This window comes from Providencia sp. PROV261, assembly GCF_028477945.1.
GTDB lineage: Bacteria > Pseudomonadota > Gammaproteobacteria > Enterobacterales > Enterobacteriaceae > Providencia > Providencia stuartii.
On the sequence record NZ_JAMPMC010000030.1, the window covers coordinates 1 to 20,574 of the forward strand.

Consider the following 20,574-nt stretch of genomic DNA (forward strand, 5'->3'; position numbering starts at 1 on the left):
TGTACAGTTCGGTTAAAACGGGTTTTTGCTGACGTTATTTTAGTCGTGATAGCGTTGATGCATGATGGGATATTGGTCATTTTTATTGAATACCAAATCAAGGCACGATAGTAAGGTGCAGCAAGTTAAGTGAGGCTACTTGTCGGGTTGTGGGGGCTGACAATGAGTCGTGTTATCAGTCATTGTATAGAAAAAGGGTACTTTAAAGCTAATTTCAAGCCTTAAAGCACCGCTAAAATAATGGGGGGATTTACTGATTTAGTTCGGAATAAAATCCATAAACATTTCAGTTTCTATGACCGAATTATTCTCGATACTTGTAATAAAGATAGGGTATGAATCATAATCCACATGTAGCACCCACATTTTATAGCCATACTTTTCAATAAAATCTTGTAAGAGGCTAAACTTTTCTGCGAAGTAATCCGTACTGCTTTCAAACTCTTCATTCTCTAATTCACTGTTATCAACATGCTCTTTAAGCGTTTTGAACAGCTGTTCTTTTTCAAGGGTAGGATCAAATTGGGAGATCCGCTGAGACAAAAAGGTGATTAACTGATCATCATCATCTTCACCACGCCAATCAATAGCGACAACGATATTATGACTGTGACAGAAGATATCAAACAGTAGTTGTAACCTATCGTCGTCATCTTCATCAAACACAGCTTCTAAATCCGAATAGTTTGAATATTTTTCATCTTCTAAAACATCATCGGGATGATGAATAGCTTTTTGCAAAAGTGAATTCCACTCAGCGAGTTCGGAAGGCGGTAATATGGAAGAGGCAAGAGTACTGATTTGTTCCATTTCATCTTCATCAAAAAGAGTCGTATTTTGTTCCATGATCATAAGGCCCATGTTTAATTTTATTTATCTATTAAAGTTAAATTATACAATTTGATGAAAAGGCTGAACAAGATTATTCTTGTTTTTGGTTTTAGTTAAGTCGATGCTTTTTACTGATGATAATGAAAAGTATGAGTTAAATAATTAAGTAATTCGATAGGGGAATTAATTAACTGTAGGAGGAGATCAGATCTTTCAATCTTAGAGTTAGGGTTTAAAGCTATTTGTGAATATTTTTATATTAGCTATCGTTAAATAAGCGTGATTGATAGGGAGTTTTTAACAATAGGCGAGCATGGTTTAAAAACCATTTATGTATTTCCCCCAGACATTAAACAATCATGGCTGAGGGATTTTTTTATTCATCTGATTAACTGAGTGCAACTCGAACCCCGAAAGCAATAAGTACAACGCCAAGCACTTTATCGACATATTTTTGTACTTTAGCTAACCCTTTTCTTACAGGAGCACTCTGGATCAAGCACACCAGCAGTGGCCAGTAAATAGCAGCAAGCCCCCAAATGATAAAGGCGATCCACAGCTTTTCACCAAACGTCGAATCAACACTTAAAACTTGAGTAAAAACAGCAAGAAAGAACAATGTTGCTTTAGGGTTTAAAACATTACAAAGGAAACCTTGCATAAATGCTTTTTTGAAAGTGACGATTTCGTGTTGTGTATTGTTGAGGTCTAGGTTTTGTCCTTTATTTGGCATCAAACTTTTAACACCAATCCAAATCAGATAAGCCGCTCCTGCGTATTTTAATACGTTAAATAACCAAGGTGTGGTGGTGATAAGAACCGCAAGCCCAGCGACACAATAAGTCATATGTAGGGCAACCGCACAAATGACGCCCATTGCAGTCATGAGCGCTGCTGAACGCTGATAGCGCGCTGAGTTTTTAACGATAAGAAAAAAGTCTGGCCCGGGGGAAAGCATGCCTAATGTGGCGATAGTGGCAATTAAAAGGGAGGTCTCGTACATTTGCACTCTCTATATTGATTTTATTTTTAATGTTATTTTTAGTCGGCTTTATCACTAACTGAGTATAAATTAATAATCACTTTTTAAGGAAGATTAAATTTAGTCGACGAAGCATTTCTGTTTACGTATAGTGAGCACAAATTTGTATATTAGCCTCTAAGGTGACTCAATGAATATTAGTTTAATCGCAGCGATGGCGATTGATCAGGTTATCGGCATGGAAAAAGCGATGCCTTGGCATTTACCCGGTGATCTTGCTTGGTTTAAACGTAATACGTTAAATAAGCCAGTCATAATGGGTCGAGTGACTTACGAATCAATTGGTCGTCCGCTTCCACAGCGCGTCAACATTGTATTAAGTAGTAAGCCGGGTTCGGATAAAAATGTTATCTGGGTCTCCTCCGTAGAAGAAGCATTGGCGGCGGCTAAGCAAACCAAGACAGGCTCTGACGATGACGAAGTCATTGTGATTGGAGGCGGAAAAGTTTACCAACAGTTTTTACCTCTGGCGAATAAGCTGTATTTAACTCACGTGGATGCAGAAGTGATTGGCGACACTCATTTCCCAATTTACGAGCCAGATGAGTGGGATTCTATTTTCACCGAGTACCATGAGGCGGATGAGAACAATTCACATGGTTATTGTTTTGAGATTTTAACCAAAAGAATTTAATAGCGTCGTAATTTTAAAAACGGAGCGTATTGCTCCGTTTTTGCTTATTAATATATGAAAGCAGCGAATTAAATCACTATTCAAAAATAAATCTAATGAATTTATTACCACTATTCAGTTTAAATTAAAAAGAATAGCTTTTAAGTTATGTCTATTTAAGGGAAATAAACATAACTTAATGATTAATCTTTACGGCGTTTTTGGTGTGATTTTTGGTGGTAATACTGTTTTGCTTCCCAATGGAACAGCGTCAATTCTCCCCCCCAGCAACAACCAGTATCTAGCCCATACACATTTTCTGGCGTATGTTTCCCTTCCAAAGACGCCCAATGACCAAAAAAGATAGAATAGCCTTCAGGGAGTTTATTGGGCAGTGCAAACCAAGGTTTAAGGGGAGAAGGGGCTTTGGCTGGACTTTCCTTACAAATCATATCCAGTTGACCATGAGGGAAACAGTAGCGCATCCGTGTTAATGCATTTGTACTAAAGCGTAAACGCGGTAGCCCCATTAAATTCTCAGACCAATTATTTGGCATGTCGCCATACATAGAATCAATGAATAGCGGATAAGCATCGCTTGATAAAACCGATTCTACTTCCCGTGCGCACATGCGTGCTGTCGGCAGATCCCACTGTGGTGTGATCCCAGCGTGAGCCATGATGATCTTTTTCTCTTCATCGACCTGTAGCAGCGGTTGGCGGCGTAACCAATTGATTAATTCATCAGCGTCGGGCGCATTGAGTAGCTCATCGAGATGATCTTTCGGTTTATTCCGGCTGATTTTGCAGTAAATACCTAATAAGTGCAGATCGTGGTTACCTAGCACTATGCGTACGGAATCACCGAGGCTTTTGACATAGCGAAGGACCTGTAATGAGTCAGGCCCTCGGGCAACCAGATCGCCAGTGAGCCACAAAGTATCTTTTTGCGGCTCAAAATTCACTTGTTCGAGTAATGCACGCAATTCGCGATAGCAGCCGTGTACATCACCAATAAGATATGTCGACATAATTAATTAATCAAAGTAGGTAAAGCAAGGCGGAATGGAGGAATATCCACATGAATGTGTTCTCCTCGGCTGTTTAACATGACGTAATAACCTTCCATTGTACCCATGGGAGTTTCTAATATTGCTCCACTGGTATAACGGTATACCGCACCGGGCTGGATGATTGGTTGTTCACCGACAACGCCTTCGCCTTGAACTTCAGTTTTATGACCATCACTGTTAGTAATGAGCCAATAGCGGCTCATTAACTGTAGTGGCTCTCGGCCTAAGTTACGGATAGATATGGTATAGGCAAATACATATCGTCCTATTTCAGGTTGAGACTGGCTGACGATATAGACACTCTGTACTTGGATGCTAACATTAGGTTCGTTAAGCATAGTGCCTCCTTTTCGATACTTATTCAGACAAACTTGCTAGGTAGTTCGCCATTTTGCAATAAGCTTCAACGGAAATATTTTCAGCGCGAGTACCGGGATCAATGCCTAGCTCTGTGAGCTGCTCAACATTGAGTAAATCCCCCAAACTATTGCGGATCGTCTTACGACGCTGGTTAAATGCTTGTGTGGTAATACGACTGAGCATTTTAATATCTTTCAGCGGGTAAGGGTTCTCGCGATGAGGTATAAGCCTAACAACCGCAGAATCAACTTTTGGTGGCGGTGCAAAGGCCGTTGGTGGCACTTCTAACACCGGAACAACTTGGCAGTAATATTGCGCCATAACGCTTAAACGGCCGTAGGCTTTACTCCCAGGACCTGCAACTAGGCGGTTTACAACCTCTTTTTGCAGCATAAAGTTCATGTCAGCAATAGAGTTTGTAAAGGTAAATAGGTGGAACATTAGCGGGGTCGAGATATTATAAGGCAGGTTACCAAAAACACGTAAAGGTTGCCCTGCCTGCTTCGCTAATTCACCGAAATCCACTGTCATGGCATCTTGCTGGATAATTGTAAGCTTATCTTTTAACTGTGGGTGAACATGCAAGCGCGCAGCGAGATCACGGTCTAGCTCAACAACCGTCATCTTATCCATTCTACTACCAACAGGTTCAGTTAGTGCGCCAAGACCGGGGCCAATCTCCACGATAGCTTGCCCTGGTTGTGGATGTATTGCATCTACAATACTGTCGATAATAAATTGGTCAGTTAAAAAGTTCTGCCCGAAACGTTTGCGGGCAAGATGCCCCTGATGGACTCGATTATTCATGAATTCTTATATGTCATTTGGATAGCTAACTTCAATGCGGTAATAAAGCTGCCCGCATCGGCACGACCCGTACCTGCTAACTCTAGCGCAGTGCCATGGTCAACAGAAGTACGAATGAAAGGCAGACCCAGCGTAATGTTCACGGCTCTACCAAAACCTTGGTATTTTAACACAGGAAGACCCTGATCGTGATACATTGCGAGTACGGCATCCGCATCTTCTAAATATTTAGGCTGAAATAGGGTATCAGCGGGCAGCGGCCCGATGAGATTCATACCTTCAGCACGAAGACTCTCAAGTGTTGGGATAATGGTTTCTATCTCTTCCATTCCCATATGTCCTCCTTCACCCGCGTGCGGGTTTAGGCCACAGACATAGATATTTGGTGTATCAATCGCAAATTTTGTACGTAAATCGTGATTTAAGATTGTAATCACTTCCCGCAGACTTTGTTGAGTGATTGCCGCTGAAACATCTTTTAAGGGTAAGTGGGTCGTGGCGAGAGCCACACGTAACTCTTCTGTGGCTAACATCATCACCACACGGTGACAATGGCTCCTATCGGCAAAAAATTCAGTATGCCCGCTAAATGGAACCCCCGCATCATTAATCACCCCTTTGTGGACAGGGCCAGTCACAATGGCAGAAAATTCTCCACTTAGGCAACCATCACAGGCCCTTGCTAATGTTTCAGTAACATACTTCCCATTGGCAATGTTTAGCACACCGGCTTGCGCTGGTGCTTTCAAATTGACGGGAAGGATAGACAGAGTTCCCGGTACTTGGCCGTCATGTTCATTACCTGATTGATAGTTTTTTAATGACAGTGGCAGGTTGAGTTGTTTGGCTCGAGCGAGTAGTAATTCAGGATCAGCACACGCAACAAGCTCAACAGGCCAAAACTCTTGGGCAAGTTGAATAAGTAGATCTGGGCCTACCCCGGCAGGCTCGCCGGGGGTTATTACGATTGGTTTATTGAGATTTTTCGTCATTAGATTGGTTATCACGTCCATCGATGACATTAACATATGCCGCCGCACGTTGCTCCTGTACCCAACTTTGTGCTTCTTCGTTGAATTTACGATTGAACAATAAACGGTAGGCTTGATCTTTTTGTGCCGCATCTGTTTTATCAACATTGCGGGTATCTTCTAGCTGAATAAGGTGCCAGCCAAAGTTTGAGCGAACAGGTTGACTGATTTCGCCTTTATTAAGTCTCATCAAGGCATCACGGAAAGCGGGATCGTATACATCTGGCATATTCCAGCCTAACTCACCGCCTTTAAGCGCACTGCCCGGATCTTCAGAGAACTCTTTTGCCGCATTTTCAAATGTGGTCTTGCCGCTACGAATATCCTGTGTGATCTGAGTGAGCTTTTGTCTCGCTTGGTTATCATCCATAATTGGTGATGACTTAATAAGGATATGGCGAGCTTTCACTTCGGTGACTGAAATGGTTTTATTGGCGCTGTTCATTTCGTTAACGCGCAAAATGTGGTAGCCAACACCAGAACGAATAGGGCCTACAACATCGCCTTTCTTCGCACTTTTCAACTGTTCAGCGAAAACAACTGGTAACTCTTGTAGGCGAGACCATCCCATATTACCGCCTTTCAGTGCTTGTGGATCTGCGGAGTAAGCAATAGCCAGTTTGCCGAAGTTGGTGCCTTTTTTGATCTCATCCATGATCTTAGCAACAATCGCATCTGCTTTTTGTAATTGCTCTTGAGTTGGGTTTTCAGGTAATGGAATGAGAATATGACTTAGGTTAACGCTCGCTTCATAGTCTGCTTGGCTGCTGATCTGTTTTGCGAGAGACTCAACTTCTTGGGGTAAAATAGTCACGCGACGGCGTACTTCGTTATTACGCACTTCAGCGATCAGCATCTCTTTACGGATCTCACTACGGTATTTTGCCATATCAATACCATCCGCTTTTAGACGTGCTTGCATCTGCTCAAAAGTTAAACCATTTTGGCGAGCAATATCCGCAATTGTGGCATTAACGGCTTCTTCAGGGATATTGATTTGCATCTGATTTGCCATCTGTAACATGATGTTATCAGTGATCAAACGCTCAAGGATCTGGTGACGAAGAGTCTCATCATCTGGAATTTGTTGGCCAGCATTGCGTGCGTTCAGTTTTACTGTGTTTAACATATTCTGGACGTCACTTTCCAGCACAACTCCGTTATTGACTACAGCAGCAACTTTATCCATTTGCTGTGGTGCAGCCAATGCTGTGGAGCTTGCAAACATCAGTCCCAGAATAAGCGTTTTCCAATTCTTCATAATGGTCCTATCTATTGATTTAGGTTCCGCCAGAGGCAGGTTAATCGTTTTATTTATGCGACACTGCTTACTATTTGGCGAGCAGATAACTCGCCTTATTGTGAGTAAGCAGCGGCATCAAATAGCTTGTGTTTATTATCAGAAAGCACGCTGATAAGGGATGATACCTCTATTAAGCATTTCCTGACTACCTAAACTATGATTGTTATTTAGGCCTCTAAGTTCCACATTGAATGACCATTTATTATCATATTCACTGCTGAACTTGTCTTCTTGCCATCCAACAATCTTACGTTCATAACCTACATTGAACGCCCAACAACAAGTATTGTATTGTAAACCAATTAATTGGCTGGCGGATTGTTGCTGCTTAGTATCATAGTAATAAGAGCCAACAAAGCCCCAACGCTCACTTAATGGCCAACTTAATACCGCACCCACTTGGGAAATCCCTTTTTGGTATTCTGGTAGGGTATAAGTGTTGCCACCTGATTCATCACGACGAAAGGTCGCTTGAATATAGTCACGGTCGACAAAACGGTAGTTTAACTGTAACAAACGATCAGCATCAATGCGATACTCGGTCACAGCATTCCCCATGGTGACGTTGCCTAAACGGCGATCGTATTGTAGCCCACCACGGATCCCCCACTTATCGTTGATACGCCAGTAAGAGTCTGTTGCCCACAATAACGAGCCAGTATTACTTTTATCGTCGATTTTCAGGCTGGAGTTACCCGCACGCGGACGTTCAAAATAGTAGATTTGCCCGACAGAGAAGTTAAAGCGTTCGGCCAAGGATTCATCATAAATACGCGTTGTGATACCTGTCGTGATTTGGTTCGCGGAAGCGACTCTATCAAGACCACTATAAATTCGGTCACGGAACAAACCATTATAGTCTGACTGGAGTAAGGCCGAGTCATAGTTGTTAATGTTGTCCTGATCTTTATATGGAATATAGAGATATTGGACACGAGGCTCTAAGGTTTGAACAAAGTCACTGCCTTCAAGTAGATCTCGTTCGAAAACGACTTTGGCATCGCTCTTAAATATAGGAAGAACACGTGTGACATTTTTCTCTAAGCTGGCGTTGTTATTCGCTTTAGGAATATCTTGATCATAATGGGTTGCCAGCAATTTGAAGCTGTTGTTCATGTTCGCCCAGCCGTTTGACAGCGGAAGGCTTAATTCAGGCTCGATATGCAAACGCGTTGCATCTGGGTTATTTTTGCCAACACTGGTAAAGCGAGCAGCTTGCGCATAGGTGTGTAAGTCAAAGGCACCTAAATTATTTTTGTAGTAGTTAAAGTCCAACTGCGGCTCAGCTTTATAAGCACGGCGATTGGGATCTTCCACAAAAATTTGGAACTGCTTATGCGTTAGGGTTGCATTCCAGTTTTCAGCCGAATAGCCAGTACTGAATTTTTGCGTCGCATAACCGTCTGTTGTATTCCCGTATTGCGAGCTAAAGTCCGTAAAGTATTGGCGATCACTTACTTTGGTGTAATCGGCGTTGAAGTTCCAATGTTGGTTATAAGTTCCTGAATGGCGCCAGTAGAATAACCAGCGGTCATCACTGTCACGTGCATCACGTTTATTACGCTCTTTATCTTTCACATACGCGCGGTCGTGATTAATAAAATCGAAGGCGATAGTTCCCGTTCCCGGCGTGACCAAGTAACGAAACTCGTTATTTAATTTTATGCCACGGTGGGTCATGAATTGTGGGGTAATTGTCGCATCGTAATTAGGCGCGATATTCCAATAGTAAGGCAGTGAAAACTCTAGGCCATCATTATTAGAGTAGCTTCCTGTTGGAATTAAGAAACCGGAGCGACGTTTGTTACCGATAGGTAATTGCATGTATGGGCTATAAAATACCGGGACATCACCCAAGCGAAAACGTGCATGCCAAATTTCAGCCACTTCTTCTTCACGGTCAATAATCACTTCGGAGCCTGCAACGCTCCAGCTATTATTGCCCGGTAAACAGGTGGTGAATGTACCGTCTTCCATAATGGAATAGCGGTTTTCACCACGCATTTTCATTTTTTTCGCTTCACCGCGACCCTGACGACCCACCATCATATAGTTGCCGTCATTCACGTCAGTATTTTTATTATTCAGGTTAGACCAAGCACTAGGGCCTTTGAGAATAATTTGTGGGTCATCATAGTGAACGTTACCTGTTGCAGTAACTTCACGGATTGGATCAGCACTATCAGGGTTAACCTGCGTCAATTTAACGCTATCGGCTGTCAGCGTTTGGTTACCTTGTTGGATATCCACATCGCCGCTGTATTCAATAAAGTTAGGGTATTCGCCCTGAACATCTTCAGCGGTGATACGGATCGGTAAATCTTTGGGATCGCCCTCAACTAGTGGTTTGTCATAAACCGGGACGCCCAGCATACATTGTGCTGCTAGGTCAGCATGCGCTTGCTGACTATAAATTGCCATCCATACCATGGATGCAAGTAGTGTTGGATAACTTTTTTTCATCATTAAATATGCGGTTCCGTCGTAATTGGCATAGCCGACAAACGCTCAAAGACTAACTTAGCCAACTACATTGCGCCAGTATAATGTATAAAACTTTACGCGCTTGTAGTTATGCACCGAGCAGAATGGATAGTATGATAATGCAAAATTGGATTCTGAGCATTGAAGAATTGAGGGATATATGCACTATTGGGGCAAAATTATTGGTGTCGTACTGGCAATAGCCTCTGGTTTTGGCATTTGGGGCACGCTAATTGGTTTAATTTTAGGGCATGGTTTTGATAAGGCCTTGGCACAACGTAAGTTTGCTAGTGCAATGAATAAACGTGATCGTCAGGTTATTTTTTTCGCCAGTACCTTCCAAATATTGGGTCATCTAACTAAGTCAAAAGGCCGTGTAACCGAGACAGACATTCAGTTAGCATCAAATTTGATGGATAGAATGCAAATACATGGGGAAACACGAAAAGCGGCGCAACAAGCGTTTAGGGAAGGTAAATCACCGGACTTTCCACTACGTGATGTACTGAAGCAATTACGTATGGCTTGCTATGGTCGTTTCGACTTAATTCAGATGTTTCTGGAAATTCAGTTACAGGCGGCATTTGCCGATGGCAGCTTGCACCCAAACGAAAGAAAGGTTCTGTTTATTATTGCAGAAGAGCTAGGGATCTCTAAAACACAATTTGAACAGTTTTTAAATATGATCCAAGGTGGCCGACAGTTTGGTCACGGCTATTCTCATCAGCAATCAGGCGGATACTATCAATCATCGAATGGCCCAACTCTTGAAGATGCTTGCAAAGTACTTGGTGTTTCTATTAATGATGAACCAACGAAAATTAAACGGGCGTATCGTAAATTAATGAGTGAACATCACCCTGATAAGTTGATAGCGAAAGGGTTGCCCCCCGAGATGATGGAACTTGCGAAACAGAAGGCTCAGTCAATACAAGCGGCTTATGATTTAATCAAAAAAGAGCGCGGCTTCAAATAAATTTTCTCGCCATATCGCACTCTGCGATGTGGTTTTTATTTAGCCAATAGGCCGTAGCATTGTTGCTATTACGGCCTAATAGTTGATGAATAAATTTAAAAATCGGGTTGGCAGCTAAAATGCATCGGTGTGCCATAGGCAGGGTGCGTGATGTAAAGCTCTTGGGCGTGAAGCTGTAAGCGAGGGGCAAGTGCACGCGCTTGCTCATGGGCATAAAACCTATCTCCAAGAATTGGATGGCCTAGCGCTAACATATGTACGCGGAGTTGATGAGAGCGGCCTGTAATAGGGGATAGCTTTACACGGGTTGCTTGCTCTTCATATTCCAAGACCTGATACTCTGTTTGTGCGGCTTTTCCTGTTTCAAAGCAGACTTTTTGCTTTGGTCGATTTGGCCAGTCGCAAATAAGCGGCAAATCCACAAAACCTTCCTGCTTCTCTAAATGGCCCCAAACTCGGGCAATATAGTGTTTTTTAGGCTCTCGCTCACGGAATTGGCGCTTTAATTCCCGTTCAGCGGCTTTATTTAGTGCGACAACCATGACGCCACTGGTTGCCATGTCTAAGCGATGGACAGACTCAGCGTGTGGATGGTCGCGCTGTATGCGACTCATAATACTATCATGGTGTTCAGGGGCTTTACCGGGAACAGACAGTAACCCACTTGGCTTATTCACCGTAATGATATGTTCATCTTGATACAGAACATATAGCCAAGGATCAGTAGGGGGATGGTAAGGCTCCATCATAGACAATAAGGCTCCAAGATCTCACTAAATCAATGATCAGCATCGCGCGTGGATAAACGCCAAAAGCCAATTCATTGCGTTATCAGCAAGGTTATTTCTCCCTTAGTGAGAGAAATAACCAAGCGGTGTTAGTTTAATTAAAAACGTGTGACTACTGGTGAGTGACAACCACTAAACGAATAGCATCAAGACGCCATGTTGCTTGCCCAATATTGGTGAGCAGTTGCTGACGCTCTTCCTCGATCACATCCAACTCTTCATCACGGATATTTGGGTTAACCGCTCTCAGTGCTTCAAGACGAGCTAATTCTAGTGAAAGAGCTTTATCCGCGGCCTCTTTCGCATTCGCGATAAGCGTTTCGGCTTCTTTTTCCACCATCGCTTCGGACATTTTCAGGACCGAATGCACTTCATTTTGTACTGCATTAACCAATTTACTTGCCATATGGCGATTAATCGCATTGAGCTGACGGTTAAAACTTTCAAACTCAACTTGTGAAGAGAGGTTGTTCCCTTTTAAGTCAATCAACAAGCGGATCGGGGTTGCAGGCAAGAAACGGCTAATCTGCAAGTGCTTCGGTGCTTGTGCTTCTAGGACATACACCAATTCGGTAAGTAATGTTCCAACAGGAAGCGCTTTATTTTTAAGCAGAGAAACGGCACAGCTCCCTGTGTCACCAGACAAGACTAAATCTAAGCCATTGCGGATGATCGGGTGCTCCCAACTAATAAACTGGGTATCTTCACGAGATAACGCTTGCTCACGGTCAAAAGTGATTGTGCAACCATCTTGCGGTAGCCCTGGAAAATCAGGAACTAACATATGATCGGATGGGGTCAAAATCAGCAAGTTATCACTTTTATCTTCTTGGTTAATGCCAACAATATCAAACAAGTTAAGGGCAAAATTAACCAATTCAGTATCATTGTCTTCCGCACCGATCGTTTCGGCTAATTGAATACCTGATTCCCCCCCGTTGGAGTGCATTTCAAGTAGACGGTCGCGGCCTTGTTCTAACTGTGCTTTTAATGCTTCGTGCTCTTCACGGCAGGTTTTTAAGAACTCTTCAAAACCGTCGGTTACCGTTGGCTCAGCCATATATTGCAGCAGTTGTTGATAATATTTATCGTAAATGGAGCGTCCGGTAGGGCAAGTGTGCTCAAAAGCATCTAAACCTTCATGATACCAACGCAATAACACGGCTTGTGCAGTATTTTCTAAGTAAGGTACGCTTAAAACGATGTCGCGTGTTTGCCCAATACGATCTAATCGACCAATACGTTGCTCTAATAGGTCTGGGTTGAAGGGGAGGTCAAACATCACCAATTGGTTAGCAAACTGGAAGTTGCGTCCTTCAGAGCCAATTTCAGAGCAAAGTAGAACCTGTGCGCCATCCTCTTCTGAAGCAAAGTAAGCTGCCGCACGGTCACGCTCAAGTAGTGACAAACCTTCATGGAATACCGCGGCGCGGATCCCTTCACGTTCACGCAATACTTGCTCTAATTGCAACGCTGTGGCGGCTTTTGCACAGATCACCAAAACTTTTTCGTTACGGTTAGCCATTAGGTAGCCCATGAGCCACTCAACGCGAGGGTCAAAGTTCCACCAAGTTGCATTTTCACCTTCGAACTCTTGGTAAATTTGCTCTGGATAGAGCATCTCTTTAGCGCGCGTTTCGAGATCTTTTTTCGACCCCATAATACCTGCAACCTTGATTGCTGTTTGGTATTGGGTAGGAAGCGGCATTTTCAGCGAATGCAATTCACGACGAGGGAAGCCTTTAACCCCATTACGGGTATTTCTAAATAGAAGACGGCTAGTACCATGGCGATCCATTAACATGCTGATCAACTCTTGGCGAGCCGCGTTGCCATCTTCACTGTCAACGTTAGCGGCTTTCAATAACGGCTCAATATCTTGCTCTTTGATCAGATCATTGAGTAGATTTTGTTGGTCATTGGTGAGTTTCTCACCAGTTAATAGCAGTGCGACCGCATCCGCAACAGGGCGATAGTTGGCTTGCTCATCAATAAACTCTTGATAATCATGGAAACGATTGGGATCGAGCAGGCGAAGACGTGCAAAGTGACTTTCTTGGCCCAGTTGCTCCGGCGTTGCGGTTAGCAGCAGAACAGAAGGGATATTCTCTGCCAAGGTTTCAATCACTTGATATTCACGACTAGGAGCTGCTTCACTCCATTGTAAATGGTGAGCTTCGTCGACAATCATCATATCCCAACCCGCTTCAACGAGCTGGTCGAAGCGCTGTTTGTTGCGACGTACAAAGTCTAATGAGCACAGCACCAACTGTTCTGTTTCAAATGGATTATCGCTGTCATGTTGCGCTTCACTATAACGACCATCATCAAACAGTGAAAAACGGAGGTTGAAACGACGTAACATCTCAACGAGCCATTGATGTTGCAAGCTTTCAGGCACAATGATTAACACACGTTCAACACGGCCTGCCATTAACTGTTGATGGATGATCATCCCAGCTTCAATGGTTTTACCCAGACCCACTTCATCGGCCAGTAATACGCGAGGGTGGTGGCGTTTACCTACCTCATTAGCGATATGTAGCTGATGTGGGATAAGGCTTGCGCGAATACCACGTAAACCTGTCGCTTGGTGCTTAACTTGCTCACTTTGAAATTTACGTGCGCGATAACGTAAAGCAAAGCGATCCATACGGTCAATTTGACCTGCAAATAGGCGATCTTGAGGTTTATTGAAGGTGAGTTTGCTGTCGAGAAAAACTTCTCTTAGGCTAACGCCTTGCTCTTCTGTATCAAGGCGAGTACCAATATAAGTGAGTAGGCCGTCATCTTCTGTGACGCTTTCGACCTTGAGTTGCCAGCCTTCATGGCTGGTAATGATATCACCTTCATTGAACATAACTCGGGTAATAGGTGCATCATTACGTGAATAGAGACGATTCTCACCACTGGCGGGAAAAAGTAAAGTCACCATACGGGCATCAATAGCCACAACGGCGCCTAATCCGAGTTCGCTTTCTGTATCGCTTATCCAGCGCTGACCAAGAGTAAATGGCATAGGTTTAACTCAGTTCCATAAATTTAATAGTTTATTTTTAGATTTTTTAAGACAAATTATATATTTGCCTTCACTCTGTGTTAGTAAACAAGGGCAATGTGAATATGAATTGTAGTCGCTGCCCAAAGGACAATTATTGTTAATTGTCTCGCAAACATAGTGTAGAAACGAAGTGCGAGATACCAAAGGGGCGTTATATTAATTCAAGCAAGGCTTATCGTCACCTGTTAAAAAAACAACAATACCAAAGCAATAGTGTTTCTCACTATTGTGCTATCAGGTATTTTCCCTTTTGATTCTAGCAATGAAGGTTTTCAACCAGAAGTTTGGTTGATGGTTTCCCATTTTAGCAAAAAATTGAGTAAAAATTAACCCCAATCTTAAAAGAGTAAAGTTATCTGACCCGTTAAAATAGTATCAAAATCATCTTGTAAAAAAGGTAAAATGGCGTCGGCAATAGGCTTTATCTGCTTCAAAATATAGTGCTCATAGTCAGGCTTTGCCGTGATAATTTCTAAAGGCTCAGGCCCCGCGAGAGTGATGATATAGCTTATCCATCCCCCATTTTGATACTGTTGTGGGCGCTGTTGTTGTAAATTGTATTCATCGGCTTTGCGAGCGGCTCTTACATGAGGCGGCACATTACGTTGATAATCAGATAATTTGCGGCGTAGACGCTTACGGTAAACAAGGCGTTCATCGTATTCGCCATTACGAATCGCTTGCACATAGTCACGGATAAATTCGCGGTAGGGTTGCCGATGAAAAATACGTGTATACAGCTCTTTTTGAAACAATTGTGCTAGCGGGGTCCAATCGGAGCGGATTGTCTCTAATCCCCTAAACACCATTTTATCCCCACTAAGTCCAGCATAACGCTTTTTACTGCCTGACTCGGAACCTCTAATAGTCGGCATTAAAAAACGTCGATAGTGGGTTTCGTACTCTAACTCAAGCACCCCTTCTAGCTGCCATTCATCCCGCAAATGCTGTTTCCACCAATTATTCACGTAATCACGCAGCTCGAAGCCAATTCTTTGTGCTTGCTCCTGTGTATGGGCTTCTTTCAACCAGACAAAAGTGGAGTCAGTATCCCCATAAATTACTTGATAGCCTTTGGCTTCGATTAATTGCTTGGTTATTTTCATGATCTCATGACCCCGCATGGTAATGGATGCGGTAAGACGGGGATCAAAAAAACGACATCCTTCAGCACCAAGGACGCCAGCAAAGGCATTCATAATAATTTTAAGTGCCTGAGATAATGGCGCATTACCTTCTCGTTTGGCTTTATCACGGCCTTGCCATATATGGCTGACAATATCAGGCAAACAGTGTGTTTTACGTGAAAACCAAGCTTGACGAAAACCGCGAACGGAATGTTGCTGATCAGGGTGAGCTAACCCTTCAATCATACCGGCAGGATCAATCAAAAAAGTACGAATAATCGAAGGGTACAAACTTTTATAGTCGAGTACTAATACCGAGTCATATAAACCGGGCTGTGAATCCATCACAAAGCCCCCGGGATTATGTTGTAGCTTTTGCTCTGTCAGGTTTGGTGCCACAAACCCTAAGCGATGCAGGCGGGGAATGTATAAATGTGAAAATGCCGCCACGGAGCCACCCATACGATCTACCGCCAGCCCAGTGACAGTCGAGCGTTCTTGCAAGAAAGCCATTAAATCGGTTTTTTCAAAAATACGATGGACTAATAGGCAGTCTTGAATATTGTAGTGAGCCAACGCGGGCTTATCATGATGAAAGCGGCGATTGATCTCATCCATACGGTCATAAGGGCTGTCAATGGCTTTCCCTTCACCCAGTAAATCTTGCGCAACAAACTCAAGACTGAATGAGGGAAAGTTCCATGTCGCTGCTTTGAGCGCATCTATGCCATCAATAATTAAACGACCTTCTGCCGAAGCGAAAAATACACCTTGTTTGAAGCCATGTTCACGCCACTCCAGCTTTTTCCCTTGGCGACCAAGCTGGAGTGGGATGCCATAACGTTCGGCGTGCTTTTGGAGTACATTTAAATCGAATTGGATGAGATTCCAGCCAATAATGGCATCAGGGTCATACTGTTGTAGCCATTCATTCAGTTTATCAAGCAATTGTGGGCGGCTATTCACATAAACAAGCCGATGGGTATTGTTGAGTGCAGAACCTTGCTCTGGCCCTAACATAAAAACCACATTATCACCGCAGCCGGATAACCCAATTGAATATAATTCACCGTATTGGCTGGTTTCTATGTCTAACGATACAGCTTTAATCAGTGGACGATAGCTATCACAAGGTTTGAGTTGGTATTCACCTTGTTGATTTTGTGAAAACCATACAGGCGCAGTGATAAAACGCTCCATAAGATAGCGCTCGCAGGGGCGAATATCCGTTTCAAGCAATTCAATACCGAGTTCTTGGCAGCGTTTATCCAGATTTTGTAATTGGCGATATTGTTGACAATAAATAGCCGCAACTTTTTCACGACGAAAATCGGATAACTCAACGGGGCGATAGGATAAGTTTGCTTGTTCATCAAGCAGAGGTTTGATCGCCGGTAGTGATGAAAGGGGAACAAAAGCGATGGCTTGTTGCAGAGGAACCGTCACTTTACGAGGGCCATTATCAGTGATAAGCCAATAGCTAACCTCAACCCCATGGCGGGTGTCTTTCCAATGACGACTTAAAATAAAGCCTTTTTCAGCAGGAGACATAAATTGAGGCATAGAGAGGCTCGCATCAATAATTAACAAGCCTACTATACGACATGGGTGGGGTTTTATACAGTATTTTTTGTTATGCCTAATAATTCAGAGGCTGAATTACTACCTGATAACAGTGTTTTGGTACAGCCGTCATACGCCACAGCACCTTCATGAATCACTAGCGTTCTTGGGGCGATTTGTAGTGCATCTTCAATATTATGCGATACCATGACCAGCGTGATATCTCGTGATTGGCAGATCTCATCAAGGAGTAATAGCATCTCATTGCGTAAGGCGGGATCGAGAGCTGAAAAAGGTTCATCCAATAAGAGGATTGGCTGCTGGCGGATCAAACAGCGAGCCAGTGCGGCCCGCTGGCGTTGCCCCCCTGATAATTGGGCGGGTAACCTATCAAGAAACTCATCGAGGCTAACTTGCGTAGCAATTAATTCAACCTGTTGTATTTGTTCTCGGCTTAACCTCAGCCCCGGATGTAACCCTAATCCAATGTTTTGTCTGACCGTTAAATGAGCAAATAGGTTATTTTCCTGAAATAACATCGAAACTGGGCGTTTGGCAGGAGGCGTGAAGGTATGATCAGCCCCTGCTAGCTGAATTGAGCCGCTTTTGGCAAATTGAAAGCCACTAATAAGGCTAAGCAGTGTACTTTTGCCCGCACCGCTAGGCCCCATTACAGCAACGCGCTCGCCTACTTTGATGGAGAAATCAAATTGCATATTCAGGTTATCATATTGATAATCAATGTTATTTAACTTTATCATAATCTTTTCCTGATATACGTTCGAGTAGGCTAAATAAAGTAAAACATAATAAAAGGAGTAACATCGCTGTTACGGCACCGTCATTTGTTCGATAAGCCCCTATTTGCTGATAAAGGTAATAAGGGAGAGTACGAAAATCTTCATTACCGAATAACGCCACGACCCCAAAGTCACCAATAGAAATAACGCAAGCAAAAGCGAGAGCTTGAGCGAGGGGCTTTTTTAACGCTTTTAATTCAATGATCCGTAATCGATTGAAGCCACCAATCGCTAGTGATTGGCAAAGAGGGTTGTAGCGTTCAGCCAGATCCCGCATTGGGTTTTCTAAGACTTTTAATGCATAAGGGATGGCAAGTAGGGCATTAGTCAATATGATTAACGCATAGGGCGATTCAGGAATACCAATCGTTTCATTAAAGAGAATAAAAAAACCAGTCGCAAGTACGATGCCAGGCATGGCTAAAATCACAAGCCCACTTAATTCCATCGCTTGCCCTAATTTTATTGCATGGCGTAAGCGTAATTCGCGGCTACTCCATAACAGCATCATGGTGAGCAAGACACACAATAGGCCAGCACATAACGCGATAAATAGCGATGTGGAAGCGGCTTGCCAAAGCGCGGATTGGTTAAGAACATCCAACAAACGGCCATTAACCCCATCAGCAATAATTGCGAGCAGGGGCGGAAGCAGCAGCAAAATAGCGGCGGTGATCACAAGGGCATCTCGTACTCGGCGAAAAATATTGTCTGCGGGATCATACCAATGATTGTGTTGGCTATGACCAATAGAAAACAAACTGTTTATTTTCTGACTGAGAAACATTAATCCAACACAGAAAAATAACTGGATGAGCGCCAAAATTGCAGCACGCCCCGGATCAAAGTCGTAATTAAGAGCTTGATAAATAGCCAGTTCAATCGTCGTTGCTGCGGGGCCACCACCAAGAGCAAGAACCGTTGCAAAGCTGGCAAAACAGAGCATGAAAATTAACGCTGCGGTAGGTAGCATCTGTCTACGCAAATATGGCCACTCTAAAATACGAAATTGTTGCCACTCATTAAGCCCGAGTTGTGCTGCAATTTGCCGCTGCTCTATTGATATACTTTCGAGCGATTGCAGCAACATACGAGTAGCAAGTGGCATATTAAAGAAAATGTGGGCAAGTAAGATCCCCTTTAGGCCATAAGGGGTGAATTGGTATTCGATACCGACCAACTGAAAGAGTGATGAGAGCCAGCCTGTTTTTCCATAAACAGATAAAATACCAAAAACAGCGACAAGGACGGGTAAAACAAGCGTCATTGCACAGAGGCGTAAAAATAGCGTTCTACCGGGGAAGCAGCGTCGATAGAGCGCTCTGGCAAGGAGAATGGCAGGCAGTACAGAGAACAGCGCTGATAAAAAGGCTTGCCAAAAAGTAAAGCCGATCACATGCCATAAGTAGCGGTCGCTAAAAATCTCACTCCATGAAGTTTCAGGCGAAAAAAGCCACAGTGCACCAAAAGCCAATAGTGCAACAGACACTAATAAACCAGAGGCCAAAGCCCCCGGTATAAGTGATAAATTAATTAACGACTGACGGCGGATTGCCATAAACGGACCCATGACTGACGTTCTTTGGCAACTTCTTGTGCACTAAATTGCAGTGATTTTTTAGGCACAGGAAGGACGTTATAAACTTCAGGGAGTGGTGTATCAATGACAGGATACATCCAATTAGTCGTAGGGAGTGTATTTTGGAATTCAGGCGTTAACATAAATTGTAAAAACTGCTTTGCCAGCTCAGGTTGCGAGCTATTTTTCAATCTTGCTGCAACTTCCACTTGCATATAGTGCCCTTCATCAAATAAGGCAGCCGCATAATTATCTTTATTATCATTGAGTATTTGATAACCCGGCGATGAAGTGTAGCTAAGTACAAAGTCACCTTCGCCCTTGAGGAATAAGCCATAGGACTCACTCCAACCTTTTGTCACTGTTAGGGTTTTATTCGCTATTTTTTGCCACGCATCGGCAGATTTATCGCCATAGAGTTTTTCAATCCACAGCATTAAGCCTAAGCCGGGTGTGCTGGTTCGAGGGTCTTGGTAAATAATTTTCCATGGCTGCTCACTATTGAGTAGCTCATTCATGCTTTTGGGTGGGTTTTTGATTTTATCTGTGTCATAGATAAACGCAAAATAACCATAGTCATATGGGATAAAAGTTGAATTATTCCACTCAATAGGTAATTTCATTGCATCAGTATTGATCTCTGCTGGCGCAAATAACCCTGTGTTCTCGGCAGAATCTATCAAGTTATTATCTAGCCCTAACACGATGTCCGCTTTACTTTTTTTCCCTTCCATACGTAAACGATTGAGAAGAGCGACACCATCTCCTAACGAAACGAGCTTAAGTTCACAATGACATTGTTTTTCGAAATTTTTTTTAATTTGTGGCCCAGGTCCCCATTCGGCAGCAAATGAGTCATAGGTGTAAACGGTTAAAGTCGGCTTTTCTGCCCATGCTATATGGGTAATACCGAGAGCAGTAAGTGCAAAGAGTGACTGAATGAGCGATTTTTTAAACATGTTTTTTCCTGCGTTAGAGAGAAAGCACACAGGATTTGAGAGGGCACCATAACAAATTATGTTGATGGTAGCTCAAATCCCTACGCCGGCATTGCCCGGATCAGGTTCTACGGGTTAATTCTCAGCCTAAATAATGTTTGGCACCCCGTTGAGATAGACGCTATTGTAGTGTCTTTA

At 43.2% G+C, this 20,574-nt stretch carries 16 protein-coding genes and 1 riboswitch; of the genes, 2 read left to right on the plus strand and 14 right to left on the minus strand.

Going from position 1 to position 20,574, the window contains the following annotated elements:
* Positions 1-258: 258 nt before the first annotated feature.
* Both PR675_RS15600 and PR675_RS15605 read right to left on the minus strand, forming a co-directional pair.
* A complete protein-coding gene (locus tag PR675_RS15600; protein ID WP_227698337.1) occupies positions 259-846 on the minus strand; it encodes a DUF6630 family protein in 588 nt (195 codons plus the stop codon).
* A 373-nt stretch (positions 847-1,219) separates the two neighbouring features.
* Positions 1,220-1,834, minus strand: coding sequence for a LysE family translocator (locus PR675_RS15605; RefSeq protein WP_004925011.1), 615 nt, complete (start codon positions 1,832-1,834; stop codon positions 1,220-1,222).
* A 169-nt stretch (positions 1,835-2,003) separates the two neighbouring features.
* Here PR675_RS15605 and folA point away from each other — a divergent pair, with 169 nt between their 5' ends.
* Entirely contained in the window at positions 2,004-2,507 is a 504-nt protein-coding gene (folA, locus tag PR675_RS15610; protein WP_004925009.1) for a type 3 dihydrofolate reductase, read from the plus strand.
* A 182-nt stretch (positions 2,508-2,689) separates the two neighbouring features.
* On the opposite strand, the gene apaH is transcribed toward folA, so the two are convergent.
* The 6 genes from apaH to lptD all read right to left on the minus strand — a co-directional run bounded on the left by apaH (position 2,690) and on the right by lptD (position 9,523).
* On the minus strand, positions 2,690-3,517 hold the full coding sequence (apaH, locus tag PR675_RS15615) for a bis(5'-nucleosyl)-tetraphosphatase (symmetrical) ApaH (RefSeq protein ID WP_004925002.1): 828 nt from the start codon (positions 3,515-3,517) through the stop codon (positions 2,690-2,692).
* Positions 3,518-3,519: 2 nt separating this feature from the next.
* Positions 3,520-3,897, minus strand: coding sequence for a Co2+/Mg2+ efflux protein ApaG (apaG, locus tag PR675_RS15620; protein ID WP_004924999.1), 378 nt, complete (start codon positions 3,895-3,897; stop codon positions 3,520-3,522).
* Positions 3,898-3,916: 19 nt separating this feature from the next.
* Positions 3,917-4,726, minus strand: coding sequence for a 16S rRNA (adenine(1518)-N(6)/adenine(1519)-N(6))-dimethyltransferase RsmA (rsmA, locus tag PR675_RS15625; protein WP_014657655.1), 810 nt, complete (start codon positions 4,724-4,726; stop codon positions 3,917-3,919).
* Positions 4,723-5,718: a 4-hydroxythreonine-4-phosphate dehydrogenase PdxA gene (pdxA, locus tag PR675_RS15630; RefSeq protein WP_060561242.1), complete on the minus strand. Its 996-nt coding sequence runs from the start codon at positions 5,716-5,718 to the stop codon at positions 4,723-4,725. The genes rsmA and pdxA overlap by 4 nt, the downstream gene beginning before the upstream one ends.
* Entirely contained in the window at positions 5,699-7,018 is a 1,320-nt protein-coding gene (gene surA / locus PR675_RS15635; protein ID WP_004924993.1) for a peptidylprolyl isomerase SurA, read from the minus strand. Before surA ends, pdxA begins: the two co-directional genes overlap by 20 nt.
* Positions 7,019-7,156: 138 nt before the next feature.
* A complete protein-coding gene (lptD, locus tag PR675_RS15640; protein WP_014657657.1) occupies positions 7,157-9,523 on the minus strand; it encodes an LPS assembly protein LptD in 2,367 nt (788 codons plus the stop codon).
* A 181-nt stretch (positions 9,524-9,704) separates the two neighbouring features.
* Between lptD and djlA the strand changes: the two genes are divergently transcribed.
* A complete protein-coding gene (gene djlA, locus PR675_RS15645) occupies positions 9,705-10,520 on the plus strand; it encodes a co-chaperone DjlA (RefSeq protein WP_004924988.1) in 816 nt (271 codons plus the stop codon).
* A 95-nt stretch (positions 10,521-10,615) separates the two neighbouring features.
* On the opposite strand, the gene rluA is transcribed toward djlA, so the two are convergent.
* The 6 genes from rluA to thiB form a co-directional block, all read right to left on the minus strand.
* Positions 10,616-11,269 (minus strand): bifunctional tRNA pseudouridine(32) synthase/23S rRNA pseudouridine(746) synthase RluA, encoded by a 654-nt coding sequence (gene rluA, locus PR675_RS15650; RefSeq protein ID WP_060561240.1) that lies wholly within the window; start codon positions 11,267-11,269, stop codon positions 10,616-10,618.
* 151 nt (positions 11,270-11,420) lie between these two features.
* Complete coding sequence (rapA, locus tag PR675_RS15655; RefSeq protein WP_060561239.1) at positions 11,421-14,327, minus strand: RNA polymerase-associated protein RapA; 2,907 nt, start codon at positions 14,325-14,327, stop codon at positions 11,421-11,423.
* A 380-nt stretch (positions 14,328-14,707) separates the two neighbouring features.
* Entirely contained in the window at positions 14,708-17,059 is a 2,352-nt protein-coding gene (locus tag PR675_RS15660) for a DNA polymerase II (RefSeq protein ID WP_004924981.1), read from the minus strand.
* A gap of 53 nt (positions 17,060-17,112) precedes the next feature.
* Positions 17,113-17,820: a thiamine ABC transporter ATP-binding protein ThiQ gene (gene thiQ, locus PR675_RS15665; protein ID WP_004924979.1), complete on the minus strand. Its 708-nt coding sequence runs from the start codon at positions 17,818-17,820 to the stop codon at positions 17,113-17,115.
* Complete coding sequence (gene thiP, locus PR675_RS15670) at positions 17,804-19,417, minus strand: thiamine/thiamine pyrophosphate ABC transporter permease ThiP (RefSeq protein WP_060561238.1); 1,614 nt, start codon at positions 19,415-19,417, stop codon at positions 17,804-17,806. The genes thiQ and thiP overlap by 17 nt, the downstream gene beginning before the upstream one ends.
* Complete coding sequence (gene thiB, locus PR675_RS15675) at positions 19,393-20,397, minus strand: thiamine ABC transporter substrate binding subunit (RefSeq protein ID WP_060561237.1); 1,005 nt, start codon at positions 20,395-20,397, stop codon at positions 19,393-19,395. Before thiB ends, thiP begins: the two co-directional genes overlap by 25 nt.
* Positions 20,398-20,456: 59 nt before the next feature.
* A riboswitch (TPP riboswitch) is annotated at positions 20,457-20,555 on the minus strand.
* Between the last annotated feature and the right edge of the window lie 19 nt (positions 20,556-20,574).

Bases quoted from the DNA above. Each gene is read 5' to 3' on its own strand.
- PR675_RS15600 (WP_227698337.1), bottom strand. From the start codon at position 846: ATGGAACAAAATACGACTCTTTTTGATGAAGATGAAATGGAACAAATC.
- PR675_RS15605 (WP_004925011.1), bottom strand. From the start codon at position 1,834: ATGTACGAGACCTCCCTTTTAATTGCCACTATCGCCACATTAGGCATG.
- folA (WP_004925009.1), top strand. From the start codon at position 2,004: ATGAATATTAGTTTAATCGCAGCGATGGCGATTGATCAGGTTATCGGC.
- apaH (WP_004925002.1), bottom strand. From the start codon at position 3,517: ATGTCGACATATCTTATTGGTGATGTACACGGCTGCTATCGCGAATTG.
- apaG (WP_004924999.1), bottom strand. From the start codon at position 3,897: ATGCTTAACGAACCTAATGTTAGCATCCAAGTACAGAGTGTCTATATC.
- rsmA (WP_014657655.1), bottom strand. From the start codon at position 4,726: ATGAATAATCGAGTCCATCAGGGGCATCTTGCCCGCAAACGTTTCGGG.
- pdxA (WP_060561242.1), bottom strand. From the start codon at position 5,718: ATGACGAAAAATCTCAATAAACCAATCGTAATAACCCCCGGCGAGCCT.
- surA (WP_004924993.1), bottom strand. From the start codon at position 7,018: ATGAAGAATTGGAAAACGCTTATTCTGGGACTGATGTTTGCAAGCTCC.
- lptD (WP_014657657.1), bottom strand. From the start codon at position 9,523: ATGAAAAAAAGTTATCCAACACTACTTGCATCCATGGTATGGATGGCA.
- djlA (WP_004924988.1), top strand. From the start codon at position 9,705: ATGCACTATTGGGGCAAAATTATTGGTGTCGTACTGGCAATAGCCTCT.
- rluA (WP_060561240.1), bottom strand. From the start codon at position 11,269: ATGATGGAGCCTTACCATCCCCCTACTGATCCTTGGCTATATGTTCTG.
- rapA (WP_060561239.1), bottom strand. From the start codon at position 14,327: ATGCCATTTACTCTTGGTCAGCGCTGGATAAGCGATACAGAAAGCGAA.
- PR675_RS15660 (WP_004924981.1), bottom strand. From the start codon at position 17,059: ATGCCTCAATTTATGTCTCCTGCTGAAAAAGGCTTTATTTTAAGTCGT.
- thiQ (WP_004924979.1), bottom strand. From the start codon at position 17,820: ATGATAAAGTTAAATAACATTGATTATCAATATGATAACCTGAATATG.
- thiP (WP_060561238.1), bottom strand. From the start codon at position 19,417: ATGGCAATCCGCCGTCAGTCGTTAATTAATTTATCACTTATACCGGGG.
- thiB (WP_060561237.1), bottom strand. From the start codon at position 20,397: ATGTTTAAAAAATCGCTCATTCAGTCACTCTTTGCACTTACTGCTCTC.